The organism is Sphingomonas citricola (assembly GCF_019429535.1).
Taxonomy (GTDB): domain Bacteria; phylum Pseudomonadota; class Alphaproteobacteria; order Sphingomonadales; family Sphingomonadaceae; genus Sphingomonas; species Sphingomonas citricola.
Genome location: NZ_JAHXZM010000004.1, coordinates 219393 through 233876 on the forward strand (window position 1 = coordinate 219393; position 14484 = coordinate 233876).

At 69.1% G+C, this 14484-nt stretch carries 12 protein-coding genes; 6 read left to right on the forward strand and 6 right to left on the reverse strand.

The window, feature by feature from the left end; genetic code table 11:
• Positions 1-123: 123 nt before the first annotated feature.
• Entirely contained in the window at positions 124-1224 is a 1101-nt protein-coding gene (gene dnaN / locus KZ810_RS11690) for a DNA polymerase III subunit beta (RefSeq protein ID WP_219769286.1), read from the forward strand.
• A gap of 84 nt (positions 1225-1308) precedes the next feature.
• Here the strand turns inward: dnaN and pheT are convergent, their stop codons facing one another.
• Both pheT and pheS read right to left on the reverse strand, forming a co-directional pair.
• Positions 1309-3705, reverse strand: coding sequence for a phenylalanine--tRNA ligase subunit beta (pheT, locus tag KZ810_RS11695; protein WP_219769287.1), 2397 nt, complete (start codon positions 3703-3705; stop codon positions 1309-1311).
• Between the two features lie 52 nt (positions 3706-3757).
• Positions 3758-4903, reverse strand: a complete 1146-nt coding sequence (gene pheS, locus KZ810_RS11700; protein ID WP_219769288.1) for a phenylalanine--tRNA ligase subunit alpha — start codon at positions 4901-4903, stop codon at positions 3758-3760.
• A gap of 116 nt (positions 4904-5019) precedes the next feature.
• On the opposite strand from pheS, the gene crtY reads away from it, so the two are divergent.
• From crtY to KZ810_RS11720, 4 genes are all read left to right on the forward strand, one after another.
• Entirely contained in the window at positions 5020-6177 is a 1158-nt protein-coding gene (gene crtY, locus KZ810_RS11705) for a lycopene beta-cyclase CrtY (RefSeq protein WP_219769289.1), read from the forward strand.
• Positions 6174-7679 carry a phytoene desaturase gene (locus KZ810_RS11710; RefSeq protein WP_219769290.1) on the forward strand — a complete coding sequence of 502 codons (1506 nt, stop codon included), beginning with the start codon at positions 6174-6176 and terminating at the stop codon, positions 7677-7679. The genes crtY and KZ810_RS11710 overlap by 4 nt, the downstream gene beginning before the upstream one ends.
• A 67-nt stretch (positions 7680-7746) precedes the next feature.
• Complete coding sequence (locus tag KZ810_RS11715; protein WP_219769291.1) at positions 7747-8328, forward strand: LOG family protein; 582 nt, start codon at positions 7747-7749, stop codon at positions 8326-8328.
• Positions 8325-9290 (forward strand): phytoene/squalene synthase family protein, encoded by a 966-nt coding sequence (locus tag KZ810_RS11720; protein WP_219769292.1) that lies wholly within the window; start codon positions 8325-8327, stop codon positions 9288-9290. The genes KZ810_RS11715 and KZ810_RS11720 overlap by 4 nt, the downstream gene beginning before the upstream one ends.
• 37 nt (positions 9291-9327) lie before the next feature.
• On the opposite strand, the gene KZ810_RS11725 is transcribed toward KZ810_RS11720, so the two are convergent.
• A complete protein-coding gene (locus KZ810_RS11725) occupies positions 9328-10953 on the reverse strand; it encodes an alkaline phosphatase D family protein (protein ID WP_219769293.1) in 1626 nt (541 codons plus the stop codon).
• Positions 10954-11062: 109 nt separating this feature from the next.
• Here KZ810_RS11725 and KZ810_RS11730 point away from each other — a divergent pair, with 109 nt between their 5' ends.
• Positions 11063-11779, forward strand: a complete 717-nt coding sequence (locus KZ810_RS11730; protein WP_219769294.1) for a polysaccharide deacetylase family protein — start codon at positions 11063-11065, stop codon at positions 11777-11779.
• Here KZ810_RS11730 and KZ810_RS11735 read toward each other — a convergent pair.
• Genes KZ810_RS11735 through KZ810_RS11745 form a run of 3 tightly spaced genes read right to left on the reverse strand, consistent with a single transcriptional unit; the run spans position 11758 to position 14433 of the window.
• Positions 11758-12957, reverse strand: a complete 1200-nt coding sequence (locus tag KZ810_RS11735) for a glycosyltransferase (protein WP_219769295.1) — start codon at positions 12955-12957, stop codon at positions 11758-11760. The genes KZ810_RS11730 and KZ810_RS11735 overlap by 22 nt on opposite strands.
• Before the next feature lie 4 nt (positions 12958-12961).
• Positions 12962-13486 carry a DUF2141 domain-containing protein gene (locus KZ810_RS11740; protein ID WP_219769296.1) on the reverse strand — a complete coding sequence of 175 codons (525 nt, stop codon included), beginning with the start codon at positions 13484-13486 and terminating at the stop codon, positions 12962-12964.
• A complete protein-coding gene (locus KZ810_RS11745; RefSeq protein WP_308461541.1) occupies positions 13468-14433 on the reverse strand; it encodes a hypothetical protein in 966 nt (321 codons plus the stop codon). Before KZ810_RS11745 ends, KZ810_RS11740 begins: the two co-directional genes overlap by 19 nt.
• Positions 14434-14484: the final 51 nt, after the last annotated feature.

Consider the following 14484-nt stretch of genomic DNA (forward strand, 5'->3'; position numbering starts at 1 on the left):
CGTTTTTCACAGGGTCAGCGCACAAGAAAGACGGCCGGGGCGCTTGCTCCGGCCGTTTTCTTTTGGCTAGGAAACATTGGCCATATCGCCCCTGGTAAAGACCTGCGGGCCGGGGGAATTTCGATGAAGGCGACGATCGAACGCGCAACGCTCCTCAAGGGGCTCAGCCACGTGCAATCAGTGGTGGAACGGCGCAACACCATCCCGATCCTGTCCAACGTGCTGATCGAGGCGGTCGAGGGCTCATTGCGGCTGATGGCGACCGACCTCGACCTCCAGATCAACGAGAGCGTGGCGGCGGCGGTCGACCAGCCGGGCGCGATCACCGTGTCGGCGCACACGTTGTTCGACATCGCGCGCAAGCTGCCCGAAGGCGCGCAGGTGTCGCTGTCGGCCGCGGACGGGCGCATGGCGATCGTTGCGGGACGCGCGCGCTTCAGCTTGGGCACGCTGCCGCGCGACGATTTCCCGGTGATCGCGGAGGGTGAACTGCCGACGAGCTTCGAGCTGCCGGCCGAGACGCTCAAGCAGATCATCGACAAGACGCGCTTCGCGATCTCGACCGAGGAAACGCGCTATTATCTGAACGGCATCTTCCTGCACCTGTCGGACGACGTGCTGAAGGCCGCCGCGACCGACGGCCATCGGCTGGCGCGCGTGACGGTCGCGAAGCCGGAAGGGTCGGACGGGATGCCCGACGTGATCGTGCCGCGCAAATGCATCGCCGAGCTGCGCAAGCTGCTCGACGAGGTCGACGGCTCGGTCGGCGTGTCGCTGTCGTCGACCAAGATCCGTTTCGACCTGGGCAGCGCGATCCTGACGTCGAAGCTGATCGACGGCACCTTCCCCGATTACAGCCGCGTCATCCCGACCGCGAACGACAAGATCCTGAAGCTCGATCCCAAGAGCTTCATGGAGGGCGTCGACCGCGTTTCGACGATCGCGACCGAGAAGACGCGCGCGGTGAAGATGGGGCTCGACCGTGACCGCATCACGCTGTCGGTGACCAGCCCCGAGAACGGTACGGCGGCGGAGGAAGTGCCGGGCGACTATACCTCGGCACCGTTCGAGATCGGGTTTAATAGCCGTTACCTGCTCGACATCCTGGGGCAGATCGACAGCGACATGGTCGAGGTCCACCTGGCCGACGCCGCCGCGCCGACGCTGATCCGCGAGAACGACAAGTCGCCCGCGCTCTACGTGCTGATGCCGATGCGGGTGTAACCGCCACCTGACCGGGCGTCGCTGCGTCCGGCCACCATGGTCAAAAGTTTGAACGGGCGGGCGCGGTGGCACCCGCCCGTTTGCTTATCCGCGAAGCGTCGCGCCCTGCTTCGCCGCGGCGGCGACGACCTTGTCGCTGATCGCCTTCAAGTCCGCGTCGGTGAAGCTCTTCTCGCCCGGCTGGAGCACGATCTCGAGCGCGACCGACTTGGTGCCGGGCTCGACGCCCGCACCGGTGAACACGTCGAACACGCGCGCGGAGACGATTGCGGCCTTGTCCGCGCCCTTCACCGCGCGGGTCAGCGCGTCGGCGCTGATGACGTCCGGCACCACGAATGCGAAGTCGCGGCGGACCTGCTGGAGCGCGGGCGGCGCGTAGGCCGCGCGCATGAAGCCGGACGCGCCACGCTTGGCGGGGATCGCGTCGAGATACAGCTCGACCGCGGCGACTGGGCCGGACAGGTCGAACGCCTTCAACGTGCGCGGATGAAGCATGCCGAACGCTGCGAGCACGGTCTTCGGCCCGAGCCTGAGCGTGCCCGACTGGCCGGGATGCCACGCCTCGCCCGACCAGACACCGTCCGCGCCCAGCACCTGCAGATTGTCGACCGGTGCGCCCGCGGCGGCGAGCAGCGCGAGTGCCTCGGCCTTGGCATCGAACGCATCGAACGTTGCCGCCTTGCCGCTGCGCCAGCCGCGTCCGCGCGCGTTGCCCGCGAGGACGAGCCCGAGCGTCACGCGCTCGTCCGCCGCGCCGTCCTTGCCGCCCGCGAGGTAACGGCGACCGAGTTCGAACAGCCGGACGCCGTCCGCGCCGCGCTTCAGGTTGCGCTCGGCGGACGAGAGAAGGCCGGGCAGCAGCGACGGGCGCATGACCTTCAGTTCTTCGCTGATCGGGTTGGCGAGCGTCCACGCCCCGCCGCCGAACGCCGCCGCAGCGGGTGCCGAGACGAAGCTCCACGTCACCGCCTCGTCTAACCCGCGCGCGGCGGCGGCGCGGCGGACGCGGCGCTCCAGCTTCTGCGCGGGTGTCGCGGTCGGCGTCGCGACGCCCGCGGGGCGGGGCAAGGCGACCGAGGGCACGTTGTCGATGCCTTCGATGCGGATCACCTCCTCGACGAGGTCGGCGCTGCCGTCGATGTCCGGACGCCACGTCGGAACGGTTACCTGCCAGTCGTTGTCCACGGTGAAGCCGAGCGACGTCAGGATCGCGCGCTGGCGGTCGGTCGCGACCGCGAGGCCGCCGAGCGTCTCGGCACGCGCCGGATCATAGGCGTAGCGGCGCGGCTGAAGCGGCGGCTCGCCGACGCGGGTGACTTCGCTGGCGCGACCGCCGCAGAGCTCGACCACCATGCGCGTCGCGATCGCGAGCCCGTCGTTGAGGAAGGCGGGGTCGACCCCGCGCTCGAACCGGGTGCGCGCGTCGCTGCTGAGTTGCAGCGCCTGTCCGGTGCGCGCGATCTGGTCGGGATCAAAATAGGCGCATTCGATCAGCACGTCGGTGGTGTCGGCGGTGACGCCCGAATGCTCGCCCCCCATCACGCCGCCGATGTCGTGGACCGCGGTGTCGTCGGCGATCACCGTCATGCCGGCGCGCAGGGAATAGGTGCGGCCGTTGAGCGCGAGCACCTCCTCGCCGTCGCGCGCCGCGCGCGCGACCAATGCCCCCGACAGCTTCGCGCGGTCGTAGACGTGCAAGGGACGGCCGAGGTCGATCATGACGTAATTGGTGACGTCGACCAGCGCGCTGATCGGCTTCTGCCCGATCGCGGAGAGGCGACGGCGGAGCCACTCGGGCGATTCACCGTTCGCGACGCCGGTCACCGATTGTGCATAGAAGGCGCGGCAGCCCGCCGCGTCCTCGATCCGCACCGCTGGCCCCGCGCCCTCACCCGCGACGGCAGCCACGTCGAGCGGCTTCATGGTGCCGAGCCCGGCGGCAGCGAGGTCGCGCGCGATCCCGCGTACGCCCATGCAATCGGGGCGATTGGGGGTGACCGACACGTCGATCACCGGATCGTCGAGCTGCGCGTAGGTGGCGAAGTCGGTGCCGACGGGGGCGTCGGCGGGCAGTTCGATGATCCCGTCGTGTTCCTCGCCTAGCTCCAGCTCGCGCGTCGAGCACATCATGCCGTTCGATTCGACCCCGCGGATCGCGGCGACGCGCAGCACCATGCCGTTCGCGGGCACCGTCGCGCCGGGCAGCCCGAATACGCCGACGAGGCCGGCACGCGCGTTGGGGGCGCCGCAGACGACCTGGAGCGGCCCTTCTCCGGCATCGACCGACAGCACTTGCAGCTTGTCCGCCTGCGGGTGACGCTCGGCGGTCAGCACGCGCGCGACGCGGAAGCCCGACAGCCGCTCGGCCGGATTCTCGACCCCCTCGACCTCGAGCCCGACGCGGGTCAGCGTGGTCAGGATGGTCGACAGCGACGCGTCGGTGTCGAGGTGGTCCTTGAGCCAGGAAAGCGTGAACTTCATCGTGGTAACTTCCGTGATCCCGCGAGGCGGGTCGGTAAAGGGAAAGGCTGGTTCAGGCGGTGCCGACGCCGCCCGACAGCGTGGGCACGTCGAGTGCGGCGAAGCCGTAATGCTTCAACCAGCGGATATCGCCCTCGAACACCGGGCGCAGATCGTCGATGCCGTATTTGAGCATCGCGAGCCGGTCGATCCCGCACCCGAAGGCGAAGCCCTGCCATTCGGCCGGATCGAGCCCGCACGCCGCGATCACCTTGGGATGGACCATGCCCGAGCCCAGCACCTCCATCCAGCCGCCGCCCGGACCGTTGGGATCGCCGCCGATCACGCGCTTGCCCTTCTCGATCGTGAAGCCGACGTCGACCTCGGCAGAGGGTTCGGTGAACGGAAAGTAGCTCGGGCGCAGGCGAAGCACGACGTCGTCGCGCTCGAAGAAGGCGCGCAGGAACGTCTCCAGCGTCCATTTGAGGTGGCCGAGCGTGATGCCGCGGTCGATCACCAGCCCCTCGATCTGGTGGAACATCGGCGTGTGCGTCGCATCCCAGTCCGAACGGTAGACGCGACCCGGCGCGATAATGCGCAGGGGGGGCTGCTGCTGCATCATGGTGCGGATTTGCACAGGCGAGGTATGCGTGCGCAGGACGAAGGGGGCCGGCCCCGCTTGGCCCGCGCCGTCGGACGACGGGCTATGCCCGTCGCCGGCCGCTCTTGCCTGCGGCTCGAGGTAGAACGTATCCTGCATCGCCCGCGCGGGATGCGTGTCGGGAATGTTGAGCGCACCGAAATTGTGCCAGTCGTCCTCGATCTCCGGCCCCGTCGCGACCGCGAAGCCGAGGTCCGCGAAGATCTCGGCCAACTCGTCCATGACCTGGCTGACGGGGTGGACGCTGCCGGTAAGAATCGCGTCGACCGGCAAGGTCACGTCGACGCGCTCTGCAGCGAGCTTTGCCTCCAGTGCGACATTCTCCAGCGCCGCGCGGCGGGCGGCGAGCGCCGACGTCACCGCCTCGCGCAGGCCGTGGATCGCGGGGCCCTTCACCTGCCGCTCCTCCGGCGACAGCGCACCCATCGTCTTCAGGAGCGCGGTGACGCGGCCCTGCTTGCCGAGCGCCTCGACGCGCACCGTCTCCAGCGCCTCCAGCCCGGCACATGCGTCGATCGCGACGAGGTAGTGCGCCTTCAACTCTTCGATATCGGTCATGGGCGCAGCCGTCCGCGAGGATGGCGCGGAAATCAAGCCCCGCGCGCCTCCGTCCGCCCCGACAATCCCACACCGGACCTTCCCGCTCGCCCCCCGATCGGCTAGGCGGATCGGCAATGCGCTCCACCATCCTCTGCGATGTCGCGATCGTCGGCGGCGGGCTTGCCGGATCGCTGATCGCGCTTGCGCTGCGCGCGCGGCGGCCCGATCTCGACGTGCGCGTGATCGAGGGCGGGGAGACGTTCGGCGGCCATCACCTGTGGTCGTTCTTCGGCGCCGACGTGGTGAAGGCGCACCGCCCGCTGATCGCGCCGATCGTCGCGCACGCCTGGCCCGATTACGACGTTCGCTTTCCCGCGCACGCGCGGACGCTCGCGCAGGCTTATTATACGGTGCGCTCCGAGCGTCTCGACGCGCATCTGCGCGCGACGCTCCCCGCGCTCGCGCTCATGACCGGACGCAAGGTGCTGGCGTGCAGCGCGACCGCGGTGGTGCTGGCGGACGGCGACCGCGTCGAGGCGCGCGGCGTGATCGACGCGCGCGGGCCCGGCGATCTCGCCGCGCTCGAATGCGGCTGGCAGAAATTCGTCGGGCAGGAGCTGAGCGTAACCGCAGGGCACGGCGTTGCGCGGCCGGTGGTGATGGACGCGACGGTCGAGCAGCTGGATGGCTATCGCTTCGTCTATCTGCTGCCCTTCTACGCCGACACGTTGCTGGTCGAGGACACCTATTACAGCGACACGCCCGAACTCGACTGGCCGACGATCCGAACGCGCATCGGCGAATATGCGAGCGCCGCGGGCTGGACGACTGGCAATCCGCTGCGTGAGGAGCACGGCGTGCTGCCGGTGGTGCTCGGCGGCGATTTCGAGGCGTACTGGCGTTCGACCGGCAGGGTCGCGAAGGCGGGTGGGCGCGCGGGGATGTTTCATCCGACCACCGGTTACTCGCTGCCCGACGCCGTCCGGTTCGCGCATCTGATCGCGGACGCGAACGACCTGTCGGGCGCGGCGCTCCACGACCTGACCCACGCGCACGCGCGGCAAGCGTGGCGCGAGCGGAAATTCTACCGCATGCTCGACCTGATGCTGTTCAAGGCGGCCGAGCCCGCGGAGCGTTACCGCGTGCTGGAACGTTTCTATCGCCTTCGTCCCGGATTGGTGTCGCGTTTCTACGCGGGCCGTTCGACGACGCTCGACAAGATGCGCGTGCTCGCCGGCAAGCCGCCGGTCCCGATTGGGCGCGCGCTCCACGCTTTGAAGGATGCATCATGACGCGTGCAGTGGTGATCGGCGCAGGCTTCGGCGGGCTCGCGCTCGCGATCCGGCTTCAGTCCGCCGGGGTCGAGACGACGATCCTCGAATCGCGCGACAAGCCGGGTGGCCGCGCTTATTATTGGGAACGCGCGACCGAGGCCGGGACCTTCACCTTCGACGCCGGCCCGACCGTCATTACCGACCCGGCGTGCCTGGAGGAATTGTGGAACCTGTCGGGCAACCGCATGGCCGACGACGTCGTGCTGGAGGCGGTGCAGCCCTTCTACCGGCTCCACTGGCCCGACAGCACCAGCTTCGATTACACCAACAACGACGAGATACTGCGCGCCGAGATCGCGAAGCTCAACCCGGCCGACGTCGCGGGCTACGGCCGCTTCCTCGATTATTCGGCGGGCGTGTACCGCGAGGGTTACGAGAAGCTCGGCCATGTCGCGTTCCTCGATTTCGCGTCGATGGTGAAGGCCGCGCCCGCGCTCGCCAAATATCAGGCGTGGCGCTCGGTCTATTCGATCGTGTCGAAGTTCGTTGAAAGCGAGAAGCTCAGGCAGGCGCTCAGCTTCCACACCCTGCTCGTCGGCGGCAATCCGATGACCACCAGCGCGATATACGCGTTGATCCACAAGCTGGAGCGCGACGGCGGCGTGTGGTTCGCGCAAGGAGGCACCAATCGGCTGGTCGCGGGCATGGTCGCGCTGTTCGAGCGGCTGGGCGGGAAATTGCGGCTGAACGATCCCGTGTCGAAGATCGAGACGCTGGGCGACCGCGTGACCGCGGTGCAGACCGCGGGCGGATACCGGCAGGAGGTCGACCAGATCGCCGCCAACGCCGACATCATGCACGTTTATCGCGACCTGCTGCCCGATTCGGGGGCGGCGAGGCGGACCGCGGGCAAGCTCGAGCGCAAGCGTTATTCGCCGTCGCTGTTCGTGGTCCATTTCGGCGTGACCGGCACGTGGCCGGGCATCCCGCACCACATGATCCTGTTCGGCCCGCGCTATAAAGGGCTGCTCGACGACATCTACGACCACGGCGTCTTGAGCGAGGATTTCTCGCTCTACCTCCACCATCCGACCGTTACCGATCCGAGTCTGGCGCCCGAGGGACATTCGACCTTCTACGCGCTGGCGCCCGTCCCCCACATGGGCAAGTTCACCGGCGACTGGGAAACGGTGAAGCCGATCCTGGAAAAGCGCATCCTCGACGAGGTCGGGCGGCGGCTGATCCCCGACATTCATTCGCGGATCGTCACCAAGTTCAGCTACGCGCCGACCGATTTCCAGCACGATCTGAACGCGCATCTGGGCAGCGCCTTCTCCCTCGAGCCCGTGCTGACGCAGAGCGCCTATTTCCGCGTCCACAATCGCGACGACGCGATCGCCAACCTGTTCTTCACCGGCGCGGGCACGCATCCGGGCGCGGGCATTCCGGGTGTCGTCGGTAGCGCGAAGGCGACCGCGGCGCTGATGCTGGAGGGCTACCGCACGCCGGTCGCGGCGTGAGGGGTGCGGACAGACGGGCGGCGACGAACGGTTGTCGGCCCGCGCCGCTTGGCCTAGCGGGGCGGGCATGAAGCGTCTTGCCGTTTATTGTGGTTCCGCCACCCCCGCCGACCCCTCGTACATCGACCTCGCGCGCGAGGTCGGCGAGGGGCTGGCCCAGCGCGGGATCGGGGTCGTCTACGGCGGGGGACGGCTGGGATTGATGGGCGCGGTCGCGGACGGCGCGCTGGCAGCCGGCGGCGAGGTGATCGGCATCATCCCGCAAGCGCTGGTCGACGCCGAGGTCGCGCACCGCGGGCTGACCGAGCTCCACGTCGTCGGCGGCATGCACGAGCGCAAGCGCGCGTTCACCGACCTGTCGGACGGCTTCGTCACGCTGCCCGGCGGCACCGGTACGATGGACGAACTGTGGGAGGCGCTCAGCTGGGCGCAGCTCGGCTATCACGCCGATCCGGTGGGTCTGCTGAACGCCAATGAGTATTACAATCACCTGATAAACTTCTGGCAGCAGATGGGCGAGGTCGGCTTCCTGCGCGCGCAGCACCGTGATCTCCTGATCGTCGCCGACACGTTCGACGCGCTGCTCGACGCGATGGCGGATCACCGCCCGACGCAGCCGATCGTGCGCATGGCGGCGGAGGACCTTTGAGCGCAGAGGCCGCGGGTCACGGGGCACTCCCGACGCGCGACGCGATCGTCGCGGCGGCGGAGGAGTCGATCGCGCGGGGATCGAAGAGTTTCGGCGCGGCTTCCAAGCTGTTCGACCGCGAGACACGCGAACGCGCGTGGCTGCTCTACGCATGGTGCCGCCGGTGCGACGATATTGTCGACGGGCAGGATCATGGCCACGGCATTCGCCGCGTCGCGGATGCGGAGGCGCGCGTCGCCGAGGTGCGGCGGCTGACTGACCGCGCGCTCGACGGCGAGGTGATCGGCGATTCGGCGTTCGACGCGTTGCGGATTGTCGCGGCAGAGGTCGGGCTGCCGCGCGCGTTGGCGCACGACCTGATCGACGGGTTTCAGCTCGACGCCGAGGAATGGCGGCCGCGCAGCGAAGGCGACCTCTACCGTTACTGCTACCATGTCGCGGGGGCGGTCGGGTGCATGATGGCGCTGGTCATGGGGGTGTCGCCGGACGACGAGGAAACGCTCGACCGCGCGTGCGACCTGGGGCTGGCGTTCCAGCTCGCCAACATCGCGCGCGACATCGAGGAGGATGATCGCGCCGGGCGCTGCTATCTGCCCGACGAGTGGCTGGCGGAAATGGATATCCCGCCTGGGCAGCACATGAAGCCGCCGTTCCGCGACCGGCTGGTCGTCCTCGCACGGCGGCTCGCGACACGTGCCGAGATGCACGAGGCGAGCGCGTGCGTGGGGACCAAGGCGCTGTCGAGGCGATCGGCCTGGGCGGTGCTGGCCGCCGCGGGCATCTACGGCGACATCGCGCGCAAGGTCGCGGCGCGCGGGGGCGCGGCGTGGGACCACCGGGTGACGACGAGCAAGTGGGAGAAGCTCGGCTGGATCGCGCGCAGCTGGGTTGCGGCGCGCGGGCGAATGACGATCCCCGACACGCCGCGCGCGGCGGACTTGTGGACGCGGCCGCGGGGGTGAGCCTCGCGGCGGTGGTGCTGATCGCGGCGGAACGCCGCTACGCGACCATGCGCCGCCGCCCGCGCAGGACGGTGGCGGTGTGGCCGACGCTTGCCGCCGCACTGCGCTGCCGGATCGTGTCGACGAATAGCCAGTCGTTGCTGACCCGGTCGGGCGTAATCGTCATCGCCATGTAGCCGCGGCGCGCGGTGTCGCACCATTTCAGCTCGGGATTGGCCGCGACCAGGGTGCGCGCGACGAGGGCCGGGTCCTGCGACAGTGCGCTTTCATACCCCGGGGAGCTGACGGCGTGGCCGGCGAATTCGACGCCAGCCGCGCCGTCCTGCGCGAGGTCGAACGCCCAGGCATTGTGGCTGTCACCGCAGATCACAACGAGCTCGGCGTCGGCCGACTGCGCCGCCTGAAGGAACCGCCGCCGCGCCGCCGGATAGCCGCCCCACGAATCGAGGTTCGACGGCAGCCCGTTCTGCGCCGCCATGATCCCCGCCTTGATATAGCCGCGCACGCGCTCGCTCGACCCGGCGAGCCATCCCTCCGCCGCCTTGGGCGTCGACAGATTGCCCATGATCGTGCCGAAGCCGACGACCTGCCAGCGCTGCCCCGCGTTCACCGAGCGGCGCAGGTCGTGGAACAGCCACGACTCCTGTTGCGTCCCCATCATCGTCACCGCGGGGTCGCTCCACGCGCCGTCGCGGAAAGCGCGCATCGCGGCGGCGGGATCGGGCGCCTTGAGCAGCTCGGCGATCTCGGTCTGGCGCGTGCGCGCGAACAGCCGCGTCTCGGTGCGCCACAAGGTCGCGAGCTGACCGATCTCATATGCCTTCCACGGCTCGTCGGAGACGGGCATCCACTCGCGGTAGGCCTGGACCGCGGCGGCGCGGCGCGCGTTCCAGTCGCCCTCGGTTGCCGGATCATGGTTCTGCGCGCCGCCTTCCCACGAATCGTTCGCGCTCTCGTGATCGTCCCATTGCACGATCCACGGCACACGCGCGTGGAGCGTCTGCAGGTCGGGGTCGGCGCGGTAGCTGGCGTAGCGCAGGCGATAGTCGGCGAGGTGGATCGTCTCACCCAGCGGCTGCGGCACGCGGCCGGGCACCGCGACGTTGGCGGGCGGGTAATTGCCCGGCGCATATTCGTAGAAATAGTCGCCGAGGTGGATCGCGAGGTCGAGGTCGTCGCGCGCCGCGGCGTGCGCGTAAGCGTTGAACCAGCCGAACCCCATGTTGGAGCAGGAGAAGATCGCCGCCTTGAACGAGCGTGCGGCGCCTTGCGGCAGCGTCTTGGTGGTGCCGGTGGGCGAGCGCGTGCCGTCGGGCGCGACGAAACGGTAATGGTAGCGCGTGCCGGGTTTGAGCCCCCAGACGGTGATCTTCGCGGTCCAGTCGCGCCACGCACCCGTGATCTCGCTACCGGTCGCGGCAACGCGCGCGAAATCGGGCGTTTCGCTCAATTCGACGACCAGCTTCGCCGAATCGCCGCGCGGCGCGACGTAGCGCGTCCACAGCAGCATCGAGTCCTGCCCAGGCTCACCGCTCGCGACCGAGTGGGTGAAACCGGTCGCGCCGAGCACAGGTACGGCTTGCGCGAGGCCGGGGACCGACAGCGCGCCAAGCCCGAGCGTGCCGGTCGCGATCAAGGCGCGCCTGCTGATGGTGAGCGTCACGTGCGTGTCCCCTTCCCCGATGTCGGTATCGGCCTTGCCGCAGATCGATGATGCTATCGTGACAGCGGATTGCTGCGCCAGGTCGCGCGATCGGCTATGGGCGCGGACGATGAAACGCCTGTTCGCATCGATCCACGACGTGTCGCCCCGGTTCGAGCGCGAGGTCGACCAGTTGCTCGCGCACCTCCACCCCCATGTCGGCAAGCGGCTGGCGATGCTGGTGGTGCCCGATCACTGGGGTGCCGCCCCGCTGACGCCCGCGTTCAAGGCGCGGCTGCGCGACTGGTCGGATCGCGGGATCGAGATGTTCGTCCACGGCTGGTACCACCGCGACACCGCCGCGCACGCCGGTGCCGCCGCGTTCAAGGCGCGACACATGACCGCGGGCGAGGGCGAGTTCCTCGGGCTCGATTACGCCGAGGCGCTGGCGCGGATGCAACACGGCAAGGCGCTGGTCGAGGACACGATCGGAAGGGGTGCCGCGGGCTTCATCGCGCCGGCCTGGCTATATTCGGACGACGCGCGGCGTGCGTTGGGCGATGCGGGCTTCGCATTGGCGGAGGATCACGCGCGCGTGTGGCAGCCGCGCGGGCGCATCGTGGCACGTGGGCCGGTGATCACCTGGGCAAGCCGGTCGCGCGCGCGGCAGTTGAGTTCGCTCGCCGCCGCCGCGGTGTTGCGCCGCGCGCTGCAGCCGGCACGGCACGTGCGGATTGCGGTCCACCCCGGCGACACACGCGTGCCTGCGCTGATGACGAGTATCGACCGAACGTTCGCGGCCTTTCGCGATCACGCGCCCGCGGCCTACGCGGATCTTCTCGCCTGATCGGATGCCTGCGCGTCGCGTTCGGCGATGCGGCGCGCGTAGAAGGCGACGAGGTCGGCGGCGTGCTGTTCGTCCGAGCGGACGTGCGCCGCGGCGACGCGCGCCGCGCGGTGGAGCAGCGGCTGATCGCGGGCGAACAATCGCACGATCGCCGCCGCGCAATCATACGCGTCGCCCGCGCGGTACGTTTCGGCATAGGTCGGCCGCGCCACTTCGAACGCGCCACCCGCGTCGGGGACGACCAGCGGTAACCCGCTCGCCAACGCTTCCGACGCGACCAGTCCGAAGGTCTCGTTCGACGCGCCGTGGATGAACGCGTCCGCGCTCGCCATGAAGGTTGCCAGCTGGGGCCGATCATAGACCGGGCGGTAGAGGCGGATGTGCGGGCTGCGGCCGATATGCCGTTCGAGCGCGGCGGTATCGGGGCCCTGCCCCAGCATCATCATGCCGACCGGCAGGCGCGCCCCCGCGCGCTGCACCGCGTCGATCACCATCGGCCAGCGCTTTTCGGGATGATGGCGACCGACCGCGAGCAGGAGGTGGGCGTCGGGCGGGAGGCCGCACTGTGCCAGCATCGACGCGCGCAGCGCCTCGTCGCGCAAGGCTGGCGAGAACCGCGCACGATCGATCCCGAGCGGGATCGCCGCATCGACGCGCACGCCGCGCGCGCGGTAGCGCTTGAACAGCACCGGGCCGTTGGTGATGACCGCGTCGTAGCGCCGGAAACAGCGGTCCAGATAGCGATTGTACCAGTCGAACGCGCGCTCGATCCGCTCACCCGAGGCGATCCGGCCAAGCCAGCGCTTGGGATAGGCCTCGAGATTGTCGTTGTGGAGAAACCAGCTCTTGAGCGCAGGGCCGGTCCAGTCGGCGACGATCCCGGCCGACCGCCACGGCGAGCAATTTTCCACCACGTCGGGCTGTAGGTCGTCGAGCAGCGAATGGATCGGTGCCGCGTCCCAGAACAGGCCGTAATTGCGGTCGATCGGGATCGTCGGCGATTTAACATAGATCACGCGCCCGCCGGTCGGGCGTTCCTCCACCCGCGTGACGCGGCCGGGCGCGATCACGATCAGTTCGTGACCCTGTTTCGCCAGGATCGCCATTTTGGCGTCGATATAGGTTCGCACTCCCCCGCCGGTCGGCGAGTAGAGTTCGTTCACCTCGACGATGCGCACGGCGTCAGAACCCGAACCCGCCGAGCCCGCGCAGATATTGTGCGCGGATCGTGGTCTGCGTGACACCCGGCCCAACCTGGATCAGCGCGTCGGACAATTTGGGGCGCGACCGGCCGATCTTGCGATTGCCCGGAAAGCCTGCGCCATCGCTCCAGAAATCGAACTTGCGCTTGCCGTCGCGGTCGTGGCCGAAGAACAGCGCGTAGCGACCCGGACGCGGAACCCGGATGCACATGCGCGCGACACTCCCCTGCGGTGCAGCGACCGTGATGCGGCGAAACACCTTGCCCGCGGCGAGCAGTTTCTTGTCGTCCTCGAGGAAATCGGTCTCGTTCGCTGGGTAGAGTTCGAGCTTGATCGTGCCGCGCGCGTCTTTCAGCCCGGTGACGGTGGCGAGGATCGCGGGCCCCTGCCCGCCGCTGCACGCCGGCGCATCGGGCCCGAGCACCTGCGCGCCCGCCGGGACAGCCGCGAGCCCTGCCGCCGCGATCGCCGCGCCGCGCCAGAAACTCACCCTCGCCTTCGCCATGCCTTGAGCCTTTCCCACACGAATCCGGTACCGAAGATGCCGACCACGGCGATATGCGCCAGCAAGGTTGACGCGGCGGTGAACGCCATCAACTCCGACAAGGCGCGATCGTGTCCGATGACGAGGATCGCGAAGTTCGCGAACAACAGGTCCTTGTTGGGCAGGAACGGTAGGCGCGAGACGAGCAGCCGCCCCGCCATCAGGAACACCCACATGAAGACCGACACGCTCGGCATCGCGAAATGCCACGCGACCGCGAGTGCCACGCTGCTGAGTGCGATGCGGTACAGCGTCCAGCGGTAGATCCACCACAATTGCGTCCGCGCGAGCGAGAAGACGATCGGCGACAGGAACAGCACCGCGCCGACGACCAGCCCGGTCAATCCGAGCGACCATAGCATCGCGCGCAGCACGTCGGGATCGATCAGCTTGTAGCCGAGCGGCAGCGCGATCGCGCCGAGCAGGATGGCGGCGGTATTGCCAGCAAGGCCCGACAGGATGCTGACGTCCTTCACCGCCCCGAAGGGCGCCGTGACCATCTTCAACCGCTCGCGCGCCCAGGCGTAGAAATAGGCGTCGCCGGTCACGCCGATCAGCAGATCGTTCGCGACGCGTTTGAGGTTCAGCGCGCCGAACGCCCGCGCGGGCACGCGCCACAGACGGCGGAAAATGAGGAAATCGACCACCGGCGTGGTCAGATAGGACAGAAGGAACAGCAGGTAGAACCACCCGCTGCGCGGCAGCGTCCGCGTCAGGCCGGCGAGGCCGTGATCGAGCAATTCCTGCGCGAGGCCGACGAGCATCAGCCCGGTGAGCGCGGTGGCGAGCGCGCGCGGCCAGCGCGGGCGGCGCCGGCGGAGCGGTTCGAGCGCGGACAGAGGCGCCGCGTCGCCGTCGCGCGCGGTGTCCCCCGCGGCGGGGAGGTCGCCCGCGTTCACGACCGGCACCCCGCGCCCGCGATGCAGGGCCGCTCCTCCGGCCGGGCGTCGATCGTCGAC